Raw genomic sequence first — 23,818 nt, 5'->3', positions numbered from 1 at the left:
ATTGTGAGTAATCTTACTACTATGGGTGGGCAGGTAAAACGCTTTAAGGTTGCTTCGTGCCTCGCAATGACGTAATGTATATAAAAGGTTTACTATCGCTTTAAGGTTGCTTCGTACCTCGCAATGACGACAGAGTTGGGAATGAAGCGGTGCTTACGCAAATACTACCCCTGCATCTTTACCAACTTTTTTAACCCTAAGCAACAACCGTAATGTAAACCATCATGACATGCAATGAAGGCGACAGCATCATCTATGCTAGTTAAGGTTAAACCTGGGAAGGTTGAAATGGTGTAAGGGTTATAGTTATCGAATAAGTTTTGTTCTAAGTCGATGGCTAATTGATCGATGGTGCTTAGCAGATAACCTTTCATTTGTTCAATTTCCGCAGCACTGATATATCTTTCTGGTTTAGATCCATTTTTATACAAATCGACTAGTTCTTTTTCAATTACCAATTCATTACCCGATAAACGGTAGCACAATAACTGCTGACTTACTACTAAATGCCCCATTTGCCAAGCCAAATTATTGTTAAATCCTGTAGGGATATAGTTTAGTTCATCTGTAGTTAAATCTGCTATATGACTTAGTAGTTTGTTTCTTGCTGCTGTACTGATTTCTATATTTTTCAAAGCTCTATTTTGTTATTGATGTGAATGCTATAATTCCTTGTGATTAATTTTTGCCCTTTAACTTTTTACCATAACCTAACCATAACAAGCTATTGATAATGAATTGATTTTGTGTTTCATTTTCAAAGGTATGCGATAAAGAGGTCGTGGTCTTTCCAAACTTGTGTTCGTAATCCATATCGTTATGACCCATGTTTACATAGATCATTTTATAGTTTTTATTACTCCATGCGACAGGATAATAACCACTGTGCCAGATCTCATGGGCTTTTGGTCCTGTGCCTAAAGGAAAGCTTGTAGAGTCGACTGCAAGTAAAATATCAATGTTTGGGTTTTTGCGTAAGTCCTTCTCCCACCTGTACCATTCATTAGGTTGAGATTTGAAAGTGCTTGGCAAGTTTTTAGTAACCGGATGATTGGTGTTCGTTCTTAGAATTGCAGACGTTGGTCGCCAGGTATTGCTACCATATTGCCCCGAGCCTAAAAACTCATTGTGGTACCAATCCCAGTTTTGTGGATAGGATGATGGTGTTAGGGCAAAAGCCGAAAAGTGAAAGCCCATCCAAGCTCCACCATTTTTCATGTAGTTTTCAAATGCTAATCGCTGTTCAGGTTGATCGGGACGTGTGTCTAAAAACAACACCACTTGATATTTTGCTAAGAAGGTTGCGTTTAAATTGCTCCAGTTTGAAGTAGAATCATAACTGAAGTTATATTGCTCTGCCATTTTTGGAAACCATGCATTTGCTTCATGTACATAACTTACATGAGCTTGATCGTTTACGCCGGTGTAAAATGCAATTACGTGGAACTTAGGCTTTTGAGCGGAGATCAAACTGCAACAAAATAGGCAAAGGAAAGTTAAGAGGAGTTTGTTGATTTTAAGCATCAGAGTTTCTTTTTATTAAAAAACCACATAGGAACATAGCTGACATAGGTTAAAACGTATAACTATGTGCTACTATGTTTCTATGTGGTAAATTTAGATTGCAATTATTTTGTTGCTGTTGGTTTAGCGTTTTTAACGTAAGTATCTAACCATGTATTCATTTCCCAAAGCATGTGCAAGATATTTTCTTTTCCTCTATAGCCGTGAGCTTCGTAAGGTAAATACACAAAACGAGTGGTACCACCAAAACCTTTAATGGCATTAAACAAACGCTCACTGTTAATTGGGAAAGTACCTTGATTATCATCCATCTCTCCATGAATTAACAAGATTGGCGTCTTAATTTTGTTAGCATAACTAAATGGGCTCATTTCATAATACAATTGAGGAGCATCCCAATAGGTACGGTCTTCATTTTGGAAACCAAAAGGAGTAAGAGTTCTGTTATATGCACCACTACGGGCAATACCAGCTTTAAATAAATTGGTATGCGCTAATAAATTGGCTGTCATAAATGCACCGTAACTATGTCCACCTACAGCCATTCTATTTCTATCGCCTACGCCCATATCACTTAATTTGTTAATCGCAGCTTCCGCATTCAGTTTAAGTTGCTCTACAAATGTATCGTTAGGTTTTTTACCATCTTTAGCTACAATTGGCATTTCTGCATTGTCTAATACCGCATAACCTTGGGTTACGAAAAACAACGGACCGCCAGAGCTGATAGTCGTAAATTTATCTTGTGAACCTCTAATTTGTGCTGCATCAGTTGCCGAGTTAAATTCGCGAGGGTAAGCCCATATTAATACTGGCAATGGACCATCTTTTTCTTTGTTGTATCCTTTTGGTAAGTATAAATCACCTGTTAAATCAATACCGTCGGCACGTTTGTAAGAGATCTTTTCTTTAGTTACACCTTCAAGCTGCGCATAAGGATTAGTAAAATTGGTAATCTTTCTATCTGCGACACGTAACACCAAGTTTTTAATATAATAGTTTGGTGCATCTTTCTGACTTTCTCTACGGGTTAATAACACTAACTTCTGTGGATCTAATACATCGGTTACCATTTCAAAGCTGCCTGGTTGACTGCGCCATAAAATTTCAGATTTTTTAGTGTTTAGATCAAACTTTGCAAGAAAAGGTAAATCGCCTTTGGCAGATGCACCTGTAGTATTGTTTAATAATAGTTTTGTGCCACCATCTGTGGTTAAAACAACTTGTCGACCGTATTTATTTTTTTCTGTTACTGGGAAGCCAGGATTATTATAGGCATCATTTGTACTTAATTCATATAATACTTCTGTTGCACCAGTAGTTGGATTAAAACGGCTCAATCTACTCATCTGTTTGGTTCTTGAGCTTTCTCTAAATAAAGCGAAGGTCGAATTTCCCCAAGATAAGCCGCCAAAGCGCCATTTAGTTTTTAAAATTTCTTTTGGTGTTCCTGTAAATGGAGCAGATAATTGCATTACTGCATCATGAAATTCTACATTATTTTTAATTAAACCACTATCTAAAGGTTTAGTCCACACTATACTTGCTGGTTCATCATCACGCCAGTCGAAACCTCTAGGTACGTTTTGCACATTGTCGTAACCAGAAGGTCTTTCTTCGCTAGAAGGTAAGTTTGCTAATTGCTTAACCACTTTTCCAGTTCTATCTGTAATATTTACCACCGATGGAAAACCTCCGGCAGATACTAAATAAGAGAATGGTTTTTTGATGGTGCGTAGCATTAAGTAATTTTTATCTGGCGATACAGAAATACCGCTATAAATTGCTGGTTTACCGATTAAGGTTTCTACACCTGCTTTATTTTGTACCAATTGTGAGGTAGCAAAGAACTCAAATAATTGTTCATCAAATGGCGATTTAATTAAATCTTGTAAGGTTGGGCTAGGTGCCGCCTTACCTAAGTTTTGCTGAATGGTTGGTCCTTTAGGTGCCAAAGGACGAGTTGGGGCTAAATTAGCAGCTTTAACAGCTACTCTATACAATAGCGTATTGTCATCAACCCATGTTGCACCACCACCCATAATTGCATTTATAGGTTGTTTGTTTACCTTCATTGCTTTACCAGTAGCCACATCTATTACATATAAATCAACTCTGTTTTGAGTAGTCTGTGTAAATGCAATTTTAGTCTCGCTTGGGTTCCAGCTTACACTGCTAGCATATAATGGCCTTGGCAAACCTGTAACCGCCATTGATTTGTCGGTCTTAATATTTTTTAAGGTGAAGTTATTGATAAAGGTTTGGCGACTTGCCGAGTAATTATTTGGATTGATACGCATACCAGCAATACGATACTCTGGCATGGCTAATTCTTCTACAGATGGGAAAGAATTACGTTCGCTAAACAACATCCATTCAGCTTTACTATCAATGCTCACGCTAGGTGTTGGTTTTGCTAATAATAGATCTGCAATTGCCTTGGGTGGCATTTGATAATTGATGGCATCTTGTGCGAAAATACTCCCGCTAATGGCAATTAGAAAGATGTTAAGGATGATTTTTTTCATTTCGTTAGTTTAAATTTTCCAAACATAAACTTACAAAATTATTGTACAGATTAATCTGTTGTATCGAAAAAAAGACAGGTCGTCTTCGTTGATTGTAATTCGCAACTGATTGGGAAAACGACAAACCCCGTCATTCCCAACTCGATTGGGGATCTTAAAGCTATAAACCTAAAGCATTACGATCCCCGTTTTCACGGGGATGACGCCTAGCTGCAAAGGAATAACGATAGATTTCGTCATTCCCAACTCGATTGGGAACCACGAAGTGCTCAGCGCAGCTAATCTTAAAGCAATAAACCTAAAGCATTACGATCCCCGTTTTCACGGGGATGACGTCTGGCCGCAAAGGAATAACGATAGATTTCGTCATTTCCAACTCGATTGGGAACCACGAAATGCTCAGCGCAGCTAATCTTAAGCAATAGATCTTTAGCATTAGGACCGCCTAGAAGCACGGTTAATTTATTTCTTACTAGGGGTGAAAGTGAATTTTAAATTTAACCCTACCGTATTTATTTTGAGGTTCTTTTCGCCCATACTGCCAATGGCAGGTTTAAAGTAAGGCTCGAAGATTAAAGAATTGTTTTTACCAATGTTCTGATTAATACCAATGGCGAAAATGGCGCTGTTTGCAAAATCAAATCCCTTTAATTTTGTTCTTTCTACTTCTTCTTTTGGTTCAGAAGTATATCCGAAACTAGATACTGTATTTACATTGTAACCATAGGTATATTTTTGGGTTAAATAGGAATTAGAGTTTACCCCAGCAGCCACATAGAAGTTTTGCTTTTTGGTGGGATAAAACTTCAGCGTTACAGGTAAATCTAAGTTTAATAATTGCGCATTCACTCTTACATCGCTAATACTTGACGTAGTTATACTACCACCTTTAGTAGCATAAAACTTTAGTGCATCAGAGCTTGCTACTGCTGTTACTGGAACACTGTTTTTGTAATCCATTTTATTTTGACTTACACCTGCTCCAAAACTTACGAACACACCTTTTGTAAGTTTAACGTTAGCATTTACACCAAAGCCAGCGTTTAATTTCACAGCATTATCTGCGTAATAGTTTACAAAAGTACCAGTAAACACATCAATAGAATTCTTAATGGTCTTACTTTTTTCTTCCACTTTTGTCGAGCTTTTGGCTAATAGCTTTGTTTGCTCTTTCAAAAACTCTTCAGTAGTTTTTTTGGTATCATTAGTTTCAGTTGGTATTAAGATTGGTTGATTTGCAATAACCGGATTTTGTTGCATCTTCTCCTTAACGCTATCAACTTTTGATATGCTGTTTGCTTGTTCCTTTGCATTTGCCACAATAGCATTATCTGAAGTATAAACTTTTACATTCTCAGTTGTTGCCTTATCATCAATGGTTTTATCAGTTGTTTTTTCTTTAGCTAGTAATTGTTGATCTTCTCTAATAGGAGAGTTTGGGGCTTTATCTTGGTTTAAAGGAGTTTGTTGTGCTGCTTTTTTGGTTCCTGTTATTGGTTTTACCTCAGGTTTTACTTTAGTTTTAACGTTTTGTGTAGTGTGCTTTATTTCTTTTGGCGACTTTACCCATAAGAATAATCCCAAAACAACTAAAATAGACGCAGCAATGCCAGTCATCCACCAAATTGGTAATTTCCTGTTTGCTTCCGGATATTTTTCACGCAATGCTAACCAGCCCTGTTCACTAGCCCCATCATCTACGTCTTCAAAAACAGATTTAATCTGCGAAACTAGTTCTTCATCTATATTTTTCATTTCGTATAAATCGAATGAGTAATCAATAAATTTTGGAGGACTTGCTTTGCCCTGCTTAAGTAGGTTCTCGATGAACTTTCAGGGATGTTTAGCAACTCTCCAATTTCTTTATGCGTATAACCATCTATTTCGTATAGGTTAAAAACTAAATGTTGTGTTTCGTTTAAATGCTTCATTAAACTCAAAATATCTTTCACCGAAAGCTTATCCACTGCCGAGGAATAGGTAGTTTGTTGTACGGTATCTGTCATCTCTATCGCCTGACTAAAACGCATGTTCTTTCGTTTATAATCTAACGATGTATTGACAAGTATTTTTCTAAACCAGGGTTTAAAATCAGCACCTTCTTTAAATGTATTTAGATATTTAAAGGCTTTAATAAATCCATCGTTCGCTGCCTCAAGCGCATCTTCTCGATTAATTAAATAACGTAAACAAATACCCAAAGCATAGCCATAAAAATGTTTATACAACATTTCTTGATACTGTAGATTTCCTGTTTTACAGTTACGAATTAAATCATCAAGGTTTGATGGCTGCGGTTTTGACATTAATTAATTCACCTGCTTTAATCTGTATTGATAATAGTTATTGTCTGCAGGAGTAGCTGAAGATAAAACTCTCGTTAAAATTAAACTATCTGCCAACGCCTGATAGGTATAAGTTCCATTTAAAATTAAATTCCAGTCAAAGTCTGCAGTCCAAACATTTTTGTCAGAAAAAGTAACCGTTCTTTTATCCTCTAACTTAAAAGAGCCACTTCCAGGTTTTAAACCTTTTATAACTTCAAAATTTCCATTCAGTAAAGTTAATTCAGTAGCTGTCATCACCATTTTACCATCTTCCTTAGTTCTAAATGTTCCGATATATGTTCCTTTAAAATCTTTAGCATTTTTGTCTTTTTCGCAGCCTAAGAGCGTAACGGCTACTAACGAAATAAAAAATAGTTTCTTCATGTTTTGTTTGGTTTTTATACCCTATACGCAGATAAGCTATAAAACGCGACAGCGAAATTAAAATAAATCCAGTACTATTAAACGCTGGTTTCTGATAGTCCTTTATATTTTCTGTAAATTTGTAGCCTCATCAATTTACAAAGCGAAAAGTGTCTCTAGAACAATTAAAATTAAGCAAGCCGCTGGTATCAGCCATGACAGCAGCAGGATACCTAAGTCCAAAAGAAATTCAGGCTAAAACAATGTCCCGCATTTTAGGTGGACAAGATATCATTGCCATTGGACCAGAGGGAGCAGGGAAAACGACAACATACATTCTGGGTGTTTTAATGCGCTTAAAATATGGCTTTGAAGAAGCTCCACGAGCTTTAATTTTAGTGCCAACTAAAGAAAAAGTAATTGAGGTGATGGAGCAGTTTGAGCGGTTAAACAGAAATCAAACCATACGTATTGTTGGTCTTCATGCTGATGGTAGCATGGAAGCACAAATAAATGAATTAACGGATGGGGTAGATATTGTGGTGGCCGTTCCTTCTAGAGCAAGAGCAGTTTATCTGAAGTTAGGATTAAATACCAATAAAATTCAAATGCTTATTGTTGATGATGCTGCGGATATGGTTAAACTTGGTATGCAATTACCGATTAACGAATTGGCAAATAGCATACAAAAATGTCAGCATTTAATATTTACAGAAGTAATGCATGATCGGTTAGATTTAATGATAGAACCTTTTATGAAATTGCCAACAACGATAGAAGTGGAGGATTTGGGAGATAGTGAGACCGAAACACATACGCAACTATTGTATCATGTGCCAAATTTTAGAACCAAACTTAATTTATTAAACCTGTTATTGAAAGATGCAGAAGTATTTGATAAAGTAGTGGTTTTTGTGAATACTCGTTTAACAGCTCAAACTTTGGCTAAGGATTTATTTGATGGCAAGGCTGATGATGTTTTTGTTTACAAGCCTCTATTTTTTGATGAAGCAGGTTTTGATGCAATCGAAGATTTTAAAGCAGTTGATGAAGCTCGTGTATTGATTATAGCAAATGAAGGTTTGCCAACACTTGATTTAAGTGGTATCCCATTTATTTTCCATTTTGAATTGCCTGTACAAAAAGAAACTTACCTGACTAGAATTGTTAAGCAAGGTGATGAAGATGTAATTGCAATTACTTTCACTACCGATTTAGAGCTTCCACAAGTACGCAAAATAGAACAAGCGATTGGTAAAAAAATAGAGGTTGCAGAGTTGCCAGAAGATTTACTGGTAGAAGAAGTAACTAAAGCCTCTGCTCAAAAAAGCAAATTAGCTAAAGAGCAAGAGGAAAATGAAAGCTATCATGATGCTGCATTTCATAAACGCAAAGAAAGCAATGCTAAAACGACAAATTATGGTATTGGTCAGAAAGCGATTATGAATAAGAAAAAGAAGCACGGATAAGTAAATAGAAGATAAAACCACATAGAAACATAGGTTACATAGTGGTCAGTAATAAATCTATATTTTCTATGTGCCTATGTGGTGAAAAAAATATTACTCATTCGTAAGCTGAGTAATCTTTTTGCCCATTTTATCAATATAAGCAGCAGGGAAGATGGCATGATTATTTTTAACCATTTTCTCCATCAATTCTTTTACATGATTTTGAATTTGGGCCGGTAGCTGATAAAAGGTCGCATCAACTTGTGTATTTCTACCAGCGTCTATCACACTATTCTGATGCCTGATAGCTGTTTTTATGCCTTTATAATAAATTAGAATCTTAGCTCTGCCATCATCGTAACCATTTAAGCCAAATGTGCCATATACAATAATAGGGTCAATTAATCCATCGCCATCCAAGTCATTAAAACCACAATACTTTGTCCAAAACCAAATGGAGCTTTCCTTTTCATCACCTTTAATAGTAGGTATTTTAAAGTCGTTAATCTCCCATTTTTTTAAGCTTATGGTTTTATCAACTTTAAAGTTAAAAGCCTTTATGGTGTAATTTACAGTATCTTTTTCTTTGTTAACAGTATCGGCACTTTCAGACAATGCAACATAATATGTTCCGCTTTTATCTTGGTAAGTGTAGGCTCTGAAAATTGGAAAATTAATAAGGTTCTTCTTTTTGAAAGCGGGTGTAAAAAACTCTTCTGTTTCTGCTTTTGTTAGTTTTTTACTACTCGGAGTTATATCGGTTTGAGCAGCAACGGTTAAGGTAAAAAGACAAAGCAGTAAAAGCGTGTAGATTTTTTTCATTTGTGTAATTGTGTGCGACAAATATATAAAATGATAGATGAGATAGGTCGCTGAGCGCTGATTAATTTGATTACTTAATAAAGTGTTTTAGTTAAGTCGATGGTTTTAACCAATGAAGGAATAGTTTTGACATGAATTGGGAATGGGTCATTGATAACAACACATTCTTTAAAATCACCAAGATAATGGAAGATATATTCTTGTTCTACAAATGTGCGGGCTCTTCTTCCTGTAAGAGAGAAATCTCGTTTTCCATTAATCTTGATAGAAATTGGTTTATCCTTTTCTAACTCGCACAACTTAAATTCACTTCGAGGCGGATCGCCAACTTCAAAATATCCAGGTTTAAGATATAATTCGATTTTCTCTTCTAATTTTAGTTGTAAAAAATCAAATTTGTTTAAGCTGTTTCGTCTAAAGCAAAGATTTTTTTCTTCAGTATACACTACATTTTGTGATTGCTGAAAATTATCGTCAATCATGATTAGCAAATCGGAATGTTCGAAATTAGGTTGCTGTAAAATAGATTGTGGTAAAGAAACAACATCGTTCTTAACTACACCAGAAGCTGATTGGATAGGTTTCCAAGCTATCTTGTCTTTCCTATCTTCAAAAGACTTTTCTTCTTTTCCGTAGGTGTTAATGTTTCTGAAAAGCTGAATTAATTTAAAAGGGTTTTTAAATGTGATAGATTGCGTTTTCATTGGTAAGGTTATAAATTTATTTATCCATCATTGCAAGGTACGAAGCAATCGTACAACATTAGTAAATTAAACTTCTCGCTTTAAGATTGCTTCGTACCTCGCAATGACGAATTGTTTATTAAATGATTACAATTTCTTTGCTTCATTCCAATATACATCCATTTCTGCAAGTGTCATATCTTGTAAAGCTTTACCACTTTCTTTGGCTTTGCTTTCTAAAAACTGAAAGCGTTTAATGAATTTCTTATTCGTTTTTTCTAAGGCATTTTCAGGGTTGATGTCTATAAAACGAGCATAGTTTACTAACGAGAATAATAAATCTCCAAATTCACCCTCTGCTTTTTCTTTATCGATGTTTTGATTTTCGGCAATGTTAAATTCATCCTTAAATTCTTGTAATTCTTCTTCAACTTTTGCCCAAACTTGTTCTTTTTCTTCCCAGTCGAAACCTACACCACGGGCTTTTTCTTGTATTCTACTTGCTTTTACTAAAGCAGGTAATCCGGCAGGAACACCACCTAACACAGATTTATTTCCTTCTTTTAGTTTAATTTGTTCCCAATTTCGTTTTACATCTTCTTCATTTTTCACCTCAACATCGCCATAAATATGTGGGTGTCTGTTAATCAATTTATCACATACTCCATTTAAAACATCAGTAATGTCGAAATCATTTGTTTCACTAGCAATACGAGCATAAAATACAAGGTGCATAATTAAATCGCCCAATTCTTTTTTAATTTCTTGTGTATCGCCTTCCAAAATGGCATCAGAAAGTTCATAGGTTTCTTCAATGGTTAAATGTCTTAACGTTTCCATAGTCTGTTTTTTATCCCATGGACATTGTGTGCGAAGTGTATCTAACACATTTAACAATCTTAAAAAAGCGGTATCAGGACTTGAGGTAGCGGGAGGTGGAATATTTGCAGGCATATTATTTAATAATGTTAAAAGCAATAAGTATAGTAGTGATAAAAAGAACAATTAAGCCAAATAAAAACAAAATGTCTGCACCTCGCTCCATTTTAATGGCACGAGAAGTCGTACTCCGCATGGCGAGAAAAGATAACAAACAGCTGCTCATAAAAACAATAATTGCTAAAGCAGCGCCTTCATCTATAAAGGTTGATTCTGTTAATTTAGAAATCTTAACGGATGTTAAAACAATAAAGCAAAAGCCTAATAAATTGGCAGATGTATTTAAAATATGTGGCGATCTATTTTCTTTCTCTATTTTCATTATTCTGCTTCTTCCAGCTTTATTTTTTTCGTTATTCGATATACTTTACGTTTTCTTGGTGTGGCTTTTTGTTCTTCACCTAATAAAATACTCCAAGGTTTTAAACCATCGGTTTTTTCGAAAATTATTTTCAGCATTGCTAAATAAGGAATACATAAAAACATTCCTGAAATTCCCCAAATCATTTCACCTATAATAATGCCTATAAAGGCAAATAGTGCATTTATCTTTACTTTGGAACCTACCACCAATGGCATTAAAATATTTCCATCAATTGTGTGAACTCCAATAAAGGCAAAAATGACAAATAAGGCAGAAGATGCTCCAGCAGTAGCGAAAGTAATTAATGCACTAATTAATAAAGCGGTTAAAATTCCTAAATAGGGGATAATGTTAAAAATACCTGCAATGAGGCCTAAAAGGATGGCATATTTTACACCCAATAACGACAAGGTAATGACCATTAATAAGGAAACAATTAGCATTTGAAGAAATAAACCTGTAACATATCTTCTAATGATCCGCTGTATTTGTCTTACAATATCAATCACTTTAGTTTTGTGCTCTTCTGCAAAAACTGTTGAGAGGAATGTAAATAATAATCTACGGTAGTTTAAAATAAAGAAGGTAAATAGTAAGGTAAATGCTAAAAATAATAAGCTAGATGATAGCGTTAATAACGTAGTTCCGATCACAACAGCACTTGTAGCTAATGATTTTTCGATGCCATCTGATAAATATGATTTTTGCTTTGAAATATTAATATGGAAGGTTTTGTCAACCCAAAGTTGTATATCGTGAAAAGCTTTAGTTACTTGTTGTACTAGTAAAGGCCAATCTGTCCAAAGTTCTGTTAACTGATTGGCTAAAAAATAAAGGATGCCATATAAAACAGCAACCATTAAAATTACGGATGTTAAAGCTGCTAAACTCCTCTTAAACTTTAATTTTCGTTCTAATAAATTGGCAAGTGGCAAGAGTAAAAAGGCCATTAATAACGAAAATAATAATGGGGCCAATAAACTTTTACCTAAAATAGCTAGATATCCCAGCATGATCATGCATAAAAGTACCAATGCTAACTTGGCAACAAACGGCAAGGATATTTCTTTCATGGCAATAATTTTTAATAAAGATAAAAGATTGGTTTAGAATTGAAGTATTGCTTGAGATTAGTTTCTCTAAATTTATTGTTTTATTGCTCTAAGCATTTCCCTTTTTCCAGGTGCGCCAGGAAGTTTCTCAATGGCGAAACCACAACTTTTAACTGCCCGTTTTAAATTTCCTGTAATGGCGTAACTTACAAAAACTCCACCCGTTTTAAGAAAACTACAGGCATGAGCAATCATTTCATTTGTCCACATTTCAGGTTGATGTTGTACTGAAAAAGCATCGTAATATAGTACATCAAATTGTTGTGGGGTTTTAAAATCTACAAGTGTGGTGTGTGCTATTTGGAGTTCGCAAAGCGATGATAAAACTTGTTTTTCTGTTAGACTTGCTTCATATTTAGTGATGAACTTTCCCCAAACTTCCGCACTAACAAACTCATTATAACCAGTTTTTTCTATTACTTCTTTTGTAAGCGAAAAAGCTTCAATTCCTGTATAACTTAGCTTGATATTGTTTTCTTCGCAATGTGCAAAACTTAAAATAAAATTTAGCCCCGTTCCAAAACCTACTTCTAATACACTAATTTCATTTTCTGGCTTTTGAGAGATACCATGTTTTAATCCTGCTGCTAAAAAGACATGTTTACTTTCTTGTAATGCCCCGTGGGCAGAATGATAATGTTCGCCAATGGTTTCATTAAATAAAGTATTAGAACCATCAGCAGTTTGGGTAAGGATATTCATCCTTCAAAAATAAAGTATTAAAATGGATTTGTCTTTTATCTTTGTTCCATAATCTTTTTAGCTTACAAAAATGGATATTGAAACTTTTAGAGAATATTGTTTAAGCTTTCCGGGTACTACAGAAGGTATGAAATGGGAGCATCTTTGTTTTATGATTGAAGATAAAATCTTTGTGATTATTGCCATTGATGAAGGAAATAGCTTTTCTACAAAGTGTACTCCTGAAGAATTTGAAGAATTAACTGCTCGTGATGGTATTCATCAGGCTTCGCACATGGCCAAAAAGCAATGGGTTCAAATTGATAATTTGGAGGTGTTGAATGATACGGAATTAAAAAAACGCGTTGCTACGTCTCGAGATTTAGTGTTGAGTAAATTGCCAAAGAAAGTTCAGGAAAAGTATAAATAAAAAAAATCGTCATTTAGTTGTTCCGAAATGACGATTCTTATGTTCAGTGATTTACAATATTACCACAACCTAATTCGGTCTTCTGGTTTTTTGTATAATTTATCTCCAGGTTTCACATCAAATGCTTCATACCATGCATCCATATTTACAGGTGCACCAATGGTTCTATAAGGTCCTGGCGAATGTGGATCTGTTTTAATTAACTGAGCTGCGGCTTCTGGCAAAATATTGCCTCTCCACACTTGTGCCCATGATAAGAAGAAACGTTGATCTGGTGTAAAACCATCAATTTTCTCATTGCTTTGACCTTGCTTAGTCATTTTAAATGCAGTATAAGCTGCGTTTAATCCACCTAAATCACCAATATTCTCACCCATAGTCAATTTGCCTAATACGTGAATAGTGTCTACAACTGTGTATGCACTAAATTGATCGCCTAAAGCTTTTGTTTTTTCGTTAAATTTAGTGCGATCTTCATCCGTCCACCAGTTTCTTAGGTTTCCATCTTTATCATATTGACTTCCAGTATCATCAAAACCATGGCTCATTTCATGACCAATTACAGCACCGATACCGCCATAATTCACCGCATCATCTGCATTTGGTGCAAAGAAAGGGAACTGTAAAATTCCTGCCGGGAAAACAATTTCATTCATTGTAGGGCTGTAAGAAGCATTAACAGTTGGCGGTGTCATGCCAAAACGAGTCCTGTCTACAGGTTTTCCTAATCTGCTAATATTTTCATTATAACCCCAAATACCGGCATTACGTAAATTCTGAAAATAAGTACCTTTGTTAATTTGTAAACCATCATACGTTTGCCATTTAGTTGTGTAACCAACTTTTGGTGTAAAGGCATGTAGTTTTTCTAATGCTTTCTGTTTAGTGGCAGCACTCATCCATTCCAAACCATTAATTCTAATTTCAAAAGCTTTACGTAAGTTTACAATCATTTGATCCATGCGTACTTTAGCATCTGGCTTAAAATACTTGGCAACATATAACTGACCTAATAATTCACCAATTGTACGGTCTGTTAATGCCGACATGGTTTGCCAACGCGGAGTTTGCACTTTTTGTCCAGTTTGAGCTTGAGTAAAGGCAAATGATGCATTAACAAATGGTGAACTTAAATTATTTGCAGCTCCTTTTAAAATATTCCACTCTAAATATGTTTTCCAATCTGCCAATGGCACATTCGTTAACATATCATTTAAGTTTTTAAAGAAGGAAGTTGAGTTAACTAATACCGTATCTTGTCCAACAACCTTAAGTTTAGGCATTAAAGTGGCCCAGTTAATATTTGGAGTAATCTTGTTAAATTCTGCAACAGTTAATTTATTGTACGTTTTATATTGATCACGCATTTCGATACGACTCATCTGAATTTCAGCAAGTGCTTTCTCTATATTAAATACAGTGGTTGCTTTTTGTTTAGCTTCAGCTTCGCTATTACCAATTAGTGTAAATAATTTCACCATGTAGGTATTATAAGCAGCTCTGATTCTTTGACTTTGTGGATCGTCTTTTAAATAGTAATCACGATCACCTAATGTTGTTCCGCCTTGCGAGATATTAACTACATATTTTGTTACATTTTTTCTATCCTGACCAACGCCAAAACCAAACATTGGGCCGCCAATACCAGATGTGCGCATGTAAGCGATATGATCTAAAAGACCTGGAACATCTTTAATTTGTTTAATTTTTTCTAAATCTGCTTTGATAGGTGTGTAGCCTAATTTTTCGATTGTTAAACTATCCATTGCAGCAGCATAAAAATCCCCAACACGTTTAGTCACAGATCCAGCAGGTGCTTTTTTATCAGCGGCAGCAGTTTCTACTAAACTTCTAACAGCTTGGGCGTTAAATTCACGAAGTTCGTTAAAAGAACCCCATCGTGTTTCTTTAGCTGGTACTGGATTGTTTTTAATCCAAGTTCCACTAGCATATTGATAAAAATCATCACCAGGTTTAACACTTAGATCCATGTTAGCTGGGTCTATTAATTTCTTAGGGATGTTTTGCGCAAAGGCAGAAAAACTGCCTGCAAAAATGCCTACAAGCGTAACATAAGTTTTGAGTTGTTGACTTTTCATACTTTAAAAATATTTAAAGATGAAAATTAAGAAATACCTATCGAACTATAGCAAGTTAATAGAAATATTACTTGTTAAACCAGTAATAAATTCTGCTTAACCCAATTTTGCGGAAAATTTCGCTGTTGAATATGGATAATCTAAACGATTTCATGTTTTTGCGATTTATACTAATATTAACATATTTTAACACTTTTTATTGTGCAGGGTATAAAATCAATTTGAAAATGTGCGTTGTGGTTTAATAATTGCTTAATTTTGAATTATTCTAAATAAAATGGAAAAAGAAAAACATTTACATAATAACGAAAAAGATGGATGTTGCAACCATGATCATGGCCATCAACATGGGGAAGGCGATGAGCACGATCACGATCATGGAGATGCTTCATCTTTTAAAACCTATTTGCCAGCAATTTTTAGTTTAACTCTATTGCTAATCGCTATTGCATTGGATTATTTTAAAGTAGATTTCTTTACAAATTATATCCGCATTGCATGGTATCTATTAGCTTATATTCCAGTTGCTTATCCAGTTATTAAAGAAGCAGTTGTAACCATCTTAAAAGGAGAAATTTTTACAGAATTTTTATTAATGGCATTGGCAACCATGGGTGCATTGGCACTTGGAGAATATCCCGAAGCGGTTGCAGTTATGTTATTTTACACTGTCGGCGAATTATTTCAAGGAGCTGCAGTTGAGGGTGCTAAAAAAAATATAAAAGCATTATTGGATGTGAGACCAGATACAGCGAATGTTTTTAGAAATGAAAGATTTGAAACTGTAAAGCCTGATACAGTAGAAATTGGGGAAACTATTCAGTTAAAAGCTGGAGAAAAAGCACCATTAGATGGTGAATTGTTAAGTGATAGTGCAAGTTTTAATACTGCGGCCTTGACAGGTGAGAGTACGCCTAAAACTTTTAGAAAAGGTGAAATTGTATTAGCCGGAATGCTAAATATTGATCAAGTTATCGAGTTAAAGGTAACCAAGAAATTCGCAGACAGTGCTTTATCTCGAATTTTAGAAATGGTACAATCGGCAACTTCACGCAAAGCAAAAACAGAACTATTTATTCGAAAATTTGCTAAAATTTATACCCCAATCGTTTTCTTTTTAGCCGTTGCATTAGTAGCGGTACCATATCTTATTGTTGCAGATTATCACTTTCAAACCTGGCTATACCGTGCATTAGTATTTTTGGTAATTTCTTGCCCTTGTGCGTTGGTAATTTCCATTCCATTGGGATATTTTGGCGGAATTGGAGCAGCTTCTTCTCATGGGATTTTATTTAAAGGCTCTAATTTTTTAGATGTTATCACAAAGATTAATACGGTAGTGTTAGATAAAACAGGAACACTAACTCATGGTGTTTTTAAAGTTTCGGACATAAAATCTGAAATTGATGAAACTAAGTTTATGATGGTGTTGGCTTCCATAGAAAGTCAATCTACCCATCCAATTGCAAAAGCGATTGTAAGCCATTATGATGATAAACAACTACTCAACGTAAGTGACGTAAAAGAAATTATTGGTCACGGTTTAACCGCTGAAATTGAAAATCAAAATGTAATTGCTGGAAATACCAAATTATTTAAAAAGTTTAAAATTCAATATCCAACGGTTGTCGATGAAGAAGTAGAAACCATAGTTTTATTAGCTATAGATGATAAATACGCAGGTTATGTAACGATTACTGATGAAGTAAAAATTGATGCTAAGGAGGCTGTACAATCACTACATAAAAATGGTATTAATCAAGTTGTAATGCTTAGCGGAGATAAAAATTCCATCACTCAAAAAATAGCAACAACTTTAGGAATTGATGTGGCTCATGGGGATTTACTTCCAGAAGATAAAGTAGCTCGATTAGAAGAGATTAAAAGAGATAAAACTCGCGTAGTAGCTTTTGTAGGTGATGGAATAAATGACGCACCAGTTTTAGCCCTCAGCGATTTAGGAATGGCAATGGGGGCAATGGGAAGCGATGTTGCCATAGAGACTGCAGATGTTGTTATTCAAAATGATCAACCAAGTAGAATTGTAACTGCTATTAAAATTGGCAAGGCGACTAAAAGTGTGGTTTATCAAAATATTACACTTGCTTTTGTTGTAAAAGCTGTAGTTCTAATTTTAGGAGCGGGTGGTTTAGCTACAATGTGGGAAGCCGTTTTTGCTGATGTTGGTGTAGCTTTTTTAGCGATTTTAAATGCTATCAGAATCCAGAAGATGAAATTTTAAAATCCATTTTAATCTACCTTAATTCCTTAATTTAGAAATATATCTGATTGTAATTTAGTATATTTGGTATAATGACTACCGAAAAAACATACCCAGATTTAACTGAAAAGAAAGTTTATACTTTTAATGAGATAGACGAATCATTAACTTATAGCTATGCTAATTATTTGAACTGGCTTTTTGATGAAAGAGTAGAATTAATTAAAGGGAAAATTTTCAAAATGAGTCCCGCACCTTCGAGAGTTCATCAAGAAGTTTTTGGAGCTATTTTTAACCCACTTTATAATTTTCTAAAAAATAAATCCTGCAAAATTTATGGTGCTCCATTCGATGTTCGCTTTCCTACAAAAAGTAAAGCCGACAAGGATGTGTTTACGGTTTTACAGCCTGATATTTGTGTGGTTTGTGATTTAAGTAAATTAGACGACAAAGGCTGTATCGGTGCCCCAGATTTAGTGGTTGAAATTTTATCGCCAGGAAATAACAAGAAAGAACTTTTAAATAAATATAAGATTTACGAAGAGTTTGGCGTAAAGGAATATTGGGTGGTTAGTCAAAGTGATCAAAGTATTTTAATTTACACTTTAGATGATTTAGGTAAATATCAGCCCTCAAAAATATTCACATTAAGCGAAAAAATAACTTCTTCTGTTTTGCCAGGTTTTGTTTTAGACTTGGATGATGTTTTTGAAGATTCATAATCACTTAATAGTGCAATAAACAGCTATTAAAATTCTCTTTCCTAATTGTTTTCGCATTCCTCTTTACTTTGGTCTTTCGGCTTTGGTCAATTCCGCCTAAAAACGTATTTTTACCACCTAAATTCGACACCAAGTTATAAATGAGCATATCTACTAAATACAATCCTACAGAAACCGAAGATAAATGGTACAGCTACTGGTTAGACAAAAAGTTTTTCCATTCTGAACCTGATGAGCGTGAGCCTTACACGATCGTAATTCCACCACCGAATGTGACTGGAGTATTGCACATGGGGCACATGTTAAACAATACTATTCAGGATGTATTGATTCGTAAAGCTCGTATGCAAGGTAAAAATGCGTGTTGGGTTCCTGGAACTGACCATGCTTCTATTGCAACAGAGGCGAAAGTCGTAGCGATGCTAAAGGAAAGAGGAATTAACAAAAAAGATATTTCTCGTGAAGAATTTTTAAAATATGCCTGGGAGTGGAAAGAGAAATATGGTGGCATTATTTTAGAACAATTAAAAAAATTAGGTGCAAGTTGCGATTGGGATAGAACTCGTTTTACCATGGAAGATGATTTATCTGACGCGGTAATCGATTCGTTTATTCATTTATACAAAAAAGGATGGATTTACCGTGGTATTCGAATGGTAAATTGGGATCCAGCTGGTAAAACTGCAGTTTCTGATGAGGAAGTAATCCGTAAGGAGGTTAATCAGAAGTTATATTATATTAAGTATCGAATTGCTGGAACTGATAACTCAGAACTGACAGCTGCAAACTCACTGACTGTTGCTACCACTCGCCCGGAAACGATTATGGCAGATGCGGCAATTTGTATCAATCCAAATGATGAACGTTTCAAGCATTTAAAAGGCAAAAAAGTTTTTGTCCCTTTGGTAAATCATGAAATTCCAGTAATTGAAGATGAATACGTTGATATTGAATTTGGTACAGGCTGTTTAAAAGTTACACCAGCACATGATTTGAATGATTATGAATTGGGTGTAAAACATAAATTACCTGTTACAGATATTTTAAATGAAGATGGAACTCTAAATGAATTAGCGGTTATTTTAGTAGGTGAAGAGAGATTTGTTGCCCGTAAAAAGATTGCTAAAATGCTTGAAGAAGCTGGACATCTAGAGAAAATAGAAGATTATAAATCTCAAGTAGGTTTCTCTGAACGTACAGATGCAGCTATCGAACCAAAACTTTCGATGCAATGGTTTGTGAAAATGAAGGAGATGGCACAACCAGCTTTAGATGATGTGTTGAATGGAGATGTAAATCTTATTCCGAATAAATTCGAAAATACGTATCGTCATTGGATGGAAAATGTTCGCGATTGGAATATTTCTCGTCAACTATGGTGGGGACAACGTATACCTGCTTGGTACGATGATAAAGGAGATTGGGTAGTTGCCAAAACAAAAGATGAAGCTTTAGAGGAGTTTTGGAAAAAGAAAAATTTAGGAGATGCAGCAGCTGATAAAGCTGGATTTAAAAAGCAATTGGAGCCATTTGTAAGGCAAGATGATGATGTGATGGATACTTGGTTTTCATCATGGTTATGGCCAATTTCTGTTTTCGATGGTTTTAAAAACCCTGATAATAAAGACATTAATTACTATTATCCAACTAATGATTTAGTAACAGCGCCTGAAATTTTGTTTTTCTGGGTGGCTCGAATGATTATGGCTGGACATGAGTTTATGGGTAAAAAACCATTTACAAATGTGTATTTAACGGGTATTGTTCGTGATAAATTAGGCAGAAAAATGTCTAAATCTTTAGGGAATTCTCCAGATCCAATAGGTTTGATAGAAAAATATGGAGCAGATGGAGTTAGAGTTGGAATGTTAATGTCATCGCCGGCTGGCAACGATTTAATGTTTGACGAAGCTTATTGCGAACAAGGAAGAAACTTTGCCAATAAAATATGGAATGCTTTTCGTTTGGTTAAAGGTTGGGAAGTTGATGAGAACTTAGAAAACCCTAATCAACAAGCAATTAATTGGTTCGAAAACCGATTTAATGAAGCATTAACAGAAATTGAAGCCAACTTTAAACAATATCGTTTATCTGAAGCTTTAATGGCAACTTATAAATTGGTTTGGGATGATTTCTGTGCGTGGTATTTAGAAATGGTAAAACCTGCTTATCAACATCCAATTGATGCGGCAACCAAGAAAATTACAACTCAATATTTTGAACAAATCTTGAAATTATTACATCCATTTATGCCATTCTTAACAGAAGAATTGTACCATGATGAGTTGTTTGGCGAGCGTGCAGAAATGGATTGCTGTATCGTTGCAAATTACCCAACAATTGGTAAAGTTGATGAACAATTATTAAAAGAAGCAGAGCTGATAAAAGAGTTAATTTCTGAAATTAGGAATGTGAGAAATACACGTCAAATTTCGCCAAAAGATGCATTGCCATTAAGTATAAAAGTAAATTCAGGCTTAGATTATGAAAAATGGATTAACAATGTATTTAAATTAGCAAATATTAGCGAGGTTGAGTTGGTAAACGACAAAATTGCTGGTGCAGCTAGTTTCATGGTGGGAAATGACGAGTTTTTCATCGTGTTAAATGAAAATGTAGATTTAGATGCAGAGAAAGAACGATTAACAAAAGAATTAGAATATTTACAAGGTTTCTTAAAATCGGTTGATGCGAAATTAGGTAATGAACGTTTTGTGCAAAACGCTAAACCAGAAATTATTGCAAATGAGCGCAATAAAAAAGCTGATGCTGAATCTAAAATTAAAATTATAACCGAAAGTTTAGCGATTCTAGAAGGATAATTCAATGAAACCAAAAAGATTTTTATTATTTATTGGACTGTTAGCTATACTTTCAGGATGCACTAACGAACAGAAATCCGAAATTAAAATCACCTATCAATCGAAGGTTTTTACAGAGCAGAGTTTAATTGATTATGTAAATAGAAATCCTGAGTTAAATAGTGAGGATAGTGTGATATATGCCGAAGCACTTGATAAATTTCAAAGAGAAATTAAGGGTTTAAGTAATCATATAGATTTTTTGGCAAATTTTCCTTTACAAGCAACAAATCTTCGTGATACGATAATGGGAACCAAAAGTTTTAAGATGGCTACTTTTGAAGCGTATACAGATTTGCTTCGTGATAAAGGCTCTTTGCTGAATCAAATGAAATTGAGAATAAATGGGATTTTTCAGTTTGATCATGAAGCGAATGGGTTAGTGCTCGGCGGAAAATATTATTTGAAGGCTTTAATTTATAAGCAAGGTAAACGTGCAGACATAAACTATTATAAAAAAGCTGTTGGCTCTACTTATGTTTTAGGCGTTTATCCAATGCAGGTTAAAGAGCTAAAGCCTATCACTTCTACAGAAAAAATGGCTAATTTGAATTTATAAATTGTTTAATCAATGAGAAAGTTATTCTATGTTTTAATTGCGGTTACTTTATTTGGCTGCTCTGAAAATCCTAAAGGATCCGATTCTAAAGTTTTTCTTGAAAAAGAGGTAAGTGATTTTATCAAGTTGAATCCCGATTGGACTAAAAATGTAAATACAGAAGCTGATGCTACCGAAAAGTTTAAGCATAAAATGATTAATCTTAGTAATGAACCTAATTTTTTAGCGGATTTTCCATTAGAACTCACTGCGATATTAGATACGACTGTAAGTGAACAAGCTGTAAAAATGGGTGTATTTAAGAGTTTTAAAGATGCAGCAAGACCAAAAGAATCATTGCTTAATAATTTAGAGTTAGAAATTAACGGTATTATGCCAGCTGATCAGGCTGCCGGACTAGCTATCGGTAAAAAATATACCTTAAAAGGAATGCTTTTCAAGCAGGGTAAAAGAGCAGATGTGAAATTTTTTCACGGAGCAGAAACACCGATTTATACACTAGGGAAATACACGTTCTGGAATATCCAGACTAAAGGAATTTAATCTTTTTATTCTTGATTAATAGTATAGCCGCAGATTGTTGATTTATAATCTTCAATCTGGGGCTATTTATATATGAAATTATTTACAATAGAAACGATTGCGTAAAAATTTTAGATCAAGCATTACAGTTTCTAAGTAAAAAATCATATTATTGGATAAGGGTTAAATCATTTTAATCTAACCAAATAATAAATCTTTCACGTCATTTAATTGCAGTTCTGGAATGGGTAACACTAGAAGAACATTTATAAAGCAGTCGGCATTGCTTGCAGCGGCTACTTATGCGGGTACATTAACTAGCAGCGCAAAAAGTTATAGCAGAATTATTGGTGCTAACGATAGAGTTAGAGTAGGTGTAGTTGGTTTTTCAGACCGATTTAAAGACACACTTTTCCCTTGTTTTCAAAATCATAATAAAGAACTCAATTTTGATATTGTAGGTCTTTCTGATTTATGGACTTATCGTAGAGATTTAGGTATCGCTCATATTAAAGAAAAAATGGGTCATGATATTAAAGCATGTAGAAATAATGATGAGCTTTATGCTATGAAGGATTTGGATGCGGTAATTGTAAGTACAGCCGATTTCCAACATGCGCTACATACTATTGAAGCCGTAAAAGCTGGATGTGATGCCTACATTGAAAAGCCATTTGCAGAAACAATGGCAGATGCAAAGGCAGCGCTAAAAGCAGTTAAAGAAAGTAATAAAATTGTTCAAATTGGTTCGCAACGCAGAAGTGGAGAAAATTATGCAAATGCTGCTCAGTTTATTCAAGAAGGAAAGTTTGGTCCAATTACAGCAGTAGATTTAGTGTGGAATGTAAATCAGCCAGGTAGATGGCGCAGACCAGATTTAGTTGCTAAACTGAAAGAAGAAGATATCGATTGGAAACGCTTTTTATTAAATCGTCCAGCAGATAAATTTGACCCTAGAAAATATTTAGAGTACAGATTGTTTTGGCCTTACTCTTCAGGCATGCCAGGACAATGGATGTCGCATCAAATAGATACTGTACACTGGTTCACTAAATTAAAACATCCAAGAAGTGTAGTAGCTAATGGTGGAATTTATACTTGGAAAGATGGTCGTAAAAATTGGGATTCGATGGTTGCGGTATTTGATTACGGTCAACCAGATGGTAGCGATGGTTTTCAAGTTACCTTCACTTCGAGAATGCAAAATAGTGTTGGAGATGTGGGCGAAGTGTATTACTCTAATGGTGGTGAATTAAATTTGATGACCAATAAAGTTTCACCAAAAGGTGGACTGGGTGTAAGGGAAGCAGTAGCGATGGGCATGAAGCCGAACTTACTTGAGCCGTTTGATCTTTCTAAAAAGACGATTAAAGTAGAAACTGCCGCAAATATGGGTGGCGATGCCCTAACCTCAGGTCACATGCGAAATTGGATGGAATGTGTACGCAGTAGAAAAACACCAAATGCACCAGTAGAAGCTGGATACGCACATTCTATTGCCAATATAATGACCAATGCCGCAGTTCATACAGGTGCAAAAGCCACTTTCGATGAAAAATCACAAGAAGTAATGTCAGGCGGAAAAGTATTCAAATATTAATAACTTAAAT

General features: G+C 34.8%; 21 protein-coding genes. 8 read left to right on the top strand and 13 right to left on the bottom strand.

Annotated features, from left to right (window positions below; genetic code table 11):
- Positions 1-164 precede the first annotated feature (164 nt).
- From HQN85_RS14780 to HQN85_RS14755, 6 genes are all read right to left on the bottom strand, one after another.
- Positions 165-635, bottom strand: a complete 471-nt coding sequence (locus tag HQN85_RS14780; RefSeq protein WP_173273682.1) for a DinB family protein — start codon at positions 633-635, stop codon at positions 165-167.
- Between the two features lie 43 nt (positions 636-678).
- Positions 679-1,524 (bottom strand): ThuA domain-containing protein, encoded by an 846-nt coding sequence (locus HQN85_RS14775; RefSeq protein WP_173273680.1) that lies wholly within the window; start codon positions 1,522-1,524, stop codon positions 679-681.
- 104 nt (positions 1,525-1,628) lie between these two features.
- Positions 1,629-4,052, bottom strand: a complete 2,424-nt coding sequence (locus HQN85_RS14770) for an alpha/beta hydrolase family protein (protein ID WP_173273678.1) — start codon at positions 4,050-4,052, stop codon at positions 1,629-1,631.
- Positions 4,053-4,514: 462 nt separating this feature from the next.
- The gene (locus tag HQN85_RS14765; RefSeq protein WP_173273676.1) at positions 4,515-5,807 is read right to left on the bottom strand and encodes a hypothetical protein; all 1,293 of its coding nucleotides are present in this window, start codon (positions 5,805-5,807) and stop codon (positions 4,515-4,517) included.
- On the bottom strand, positions 5,804-6,358 hold the full coding sequence (locus HQN85_RS14760; protein ID WP_173273674.1) for an RNA polymerase sigma factor: 555 nt from the start codon (positions 6,356-6,358) through the stop codon (positions 5,804-5,806). Before HQN85_RS14760 ends, HQN85_RS14765 begins: the two co-directional genes overlap by 4 nt.
- Before the next feature lie 3 nt (positions 6,359-6,361).
- Positions 6,362-6,763 carry a hypothetical protein gene (locus HQN85_RS14755; protein WP_173273672.1) on the bottom strand — a complete coding sequence of 134 codons (402 nt, stop codon included), beginning with the start codon at positions 6,761-6,763 and terminating at the stop codon, positions 6,362-6,364.
- A 194-nt stretch (positions 6,764-6,957) separates the two neighbouring features.
- Between HQN85_RS14755 and HQN85_RS14750 the strand changes: the two genes are divergently transcribed.
- Positions 6,958-8,211: a DEAD/DEAH box helicase gene (locus HQN85_RS14750; protein WP_216847305.1), complete on the top strand. Its 1,254-nt coding sequence runs from the start codon at positions 6,958-6,960 to the stop codon at positions 8,209-8,211.
- A gap of 93 nt (positions 8,212-8,304) precedes the next feature.
- Here HQN85_RS14750 and HQN85_RS14745 read toward each other — a convergent pair whose 3' ends face one another.
- The 6 genes from HQN85_RS14745 to mnmD form a co-directional block, all read right to left on the bottom strand.
- The gene (locus HQN85_RS14745) at positions 8,305-9,015 is read right to left on the bottom strand and encodes a M949_RS01915 family surface polysaccharide biosynthesis protein (RefSeq protein ID WP_173273668.1); all 711 of its coding nucleotides are present in this window, start codon (positions 9,013-9,015) and stop codon (positions 8,305-8,307) included.
- A 74-nt stretch (positions 9,016-9,089) separates the two neighbouring features.
- The gene (locus HQN85_RS14740) at positions 9,090-9,719 is read right to left on the bottom strand and encodes a hypothetical protein (RefSeq protein ID WP_173273666.1); all 630 of its coding nucleotides are present in this window, start codon (positions 9,717-9,719) and stop codon (positions 9,090-9,092) included.
- Positions 9,720-9,845: 126 nt separating this feature from the next.
- Positions 9,846-10,652, bottom strand: coding sequence for a nucleoside triphosphate pyrophosphohydrolase (gene mazG, locus HQN85_RS14735; RefSeq protein ID WP_173273664.1), 807 nt, complete (start codon positions 10,650-10,652; stop codon positions 9,846-9,848).
- 1 nt (position 10,653) lies between these two features.
- Positions 10,654-10,959 carry a hypothetical protein gene (locus HQN85_RS14730; protein ID WP_173273662.1) on the bottom strand — a complete coding sequence of 102 codons (306 nt, stop codon included), beginning with the start codon at positions 10,957-10,959 and terminating at the stop codon, positions 10,654-10,656.
- On the bottom strand, positions 10,959-12,074 hold the full coding sequence (locus HQN85_RS14725; RefSeq protein WP_173273660.1) for an AI-2E family transporter: 1,116 nt from the start codon (positions 12,072-12,074) through the stop codon (positions 10,959-10,961). The genes HQN85_RS14730 and HQN85_RS14725 overlap by 1 nt, the downstream gene beginning before the upstream one ends.
- 72 nt (positions 12,075-12,146) lie before the next feature.
- The gene (gene mnmD, locus HQN85_RS14720) at positions 12,147-12,815 is read right to left on the bottom strand and encodes a tRNA (5-methylaminomethyl-2-thiouridine)(34)-methyltransferase MnmD (protein WP_173273658.1); all 669 of its coding nucleotides are present in this window, start codon (positions 12,813-12,815) and stop codon (positions 12,147-12,149) included.
- Positions 12,816-12,885: 70 nt separating this feature from the next.
- Between mnmD and HQN85_RS14715 the strand changes: the two genes are divergently transcribed.
- Entirely contained in the window at positions 12,886-13,224 is a 339-nt protein-coding gene (locus HQN85_RS14715) for an MmcQ/YjbR family DNA-binding protein (protein WP_173273656.1), read from the top strand.
- A gap of 59 nt (positions 13,225-13,283) precedes the next feature.
- Here the strand turns inward: HQN85_RS14715 and HQN85_RS14710 are convergent, their stop codons facing one another.
- Entirely contained in the window at positions 13,284-15,323 is a 2,040-nt protein-coding gene (locus HQN85_RS14710; protein ID WP_173273654.1) for a M13 family metallopeptidase, read from the bottom strand.
- Positions 15,324-15,600: 277 nt separating this feature from the next.
- Between HQN85_RS14710 and HQN85_RS14705 the strand changes: the two genes are divergently transcribed.
- The 6 genes from HQN85_RS14705 to HQN85_RS14680 all read left to right on the top strand — a co-directional run bounded on the left by HQN85_RS14705 (position 15,601) and on the right by HQN85_RS14680 (position 23,808).
- Positions 15,601-17,565: a heavy metal translocating P-type ATPase gene (locus tag HQN85_RS14705; protein ID WP_173273652.1), complete on the top strand. Its 1,965-nt coding sequence runs from the start codon at positions 15,601-15,603 to the stop codon at positions 17,563-17,565.
- A 71-nt stretch (positions 17,566-17,636) separates the two neighbouring features.
- Complete coding sequence (locus HQN85_RS14700) at positions 17,637-18,266, top strand: Uma2 family endonuclease (protein WP_173273650.1); 630 nt, start codon at positions 17,637-17,639, stop codon at positions 18,264-18,266.
- 140 nt (positions 18,267-18,406) lie between these two features.
- On the top strand, positions 18,407-21,088 hold the full coding sequence (locus HQN85_RS14695; RefSeq protein WP_173273648.1) for a valine--tRNA ligase: 2,682 nt from the start codon (positions 18,407-18,409) through the stop codon (positions 21,086-21,088).
- A gap of 4 nt (positions 21,089-21,092) precedes the next feature.
- Positions 21,093-21,686, top strand: coding sequence for a hypothetical protein (locus tag HQN85_RS14690; protein WP_173273646.1), 594 nt, complete (start codon positions 21,093-21,095; stop codon positions 21,684-21,686).
- 12 nt (positions 21,687-21,698) lie between these two features.
- Entirely contained in the window at positions 21,699-22,229 is a 531-nt protein-coding gene (locus HQN85_RS14685) for a hypothetical protein (protein ID WP_173273644.1), read from the top strand.
- Positions 22,230-22,452: 223 nt separating this feature from the next.
- Entirely contained in the window at positions 22,453-23,808 is a 1,356-nt protein-coding gene (locus tag HQN85_RS14680; protein ID WP_173273642.1) for a Gfo/Idh/MocA family protein, read from the top strand.
- Positions 23,809-23,818: the final 10 nt, after the last annotated feature.

Source organism: Pedobacter boryungensis, from assembly GCF_013204825.1.
In the GTDB taxonomy this organism is placed as follows: Bacteria; Bacteroidota; Bacteroidia; order Sphingobacteriales; family Sphingobacteriaceae; genus Pedobacter; species Pedobacter boryungensis.
Note: the sequence above shows the minus strand (reverse complement) of the source record. Positions and strands in the feature narration are given on the sequence as shown.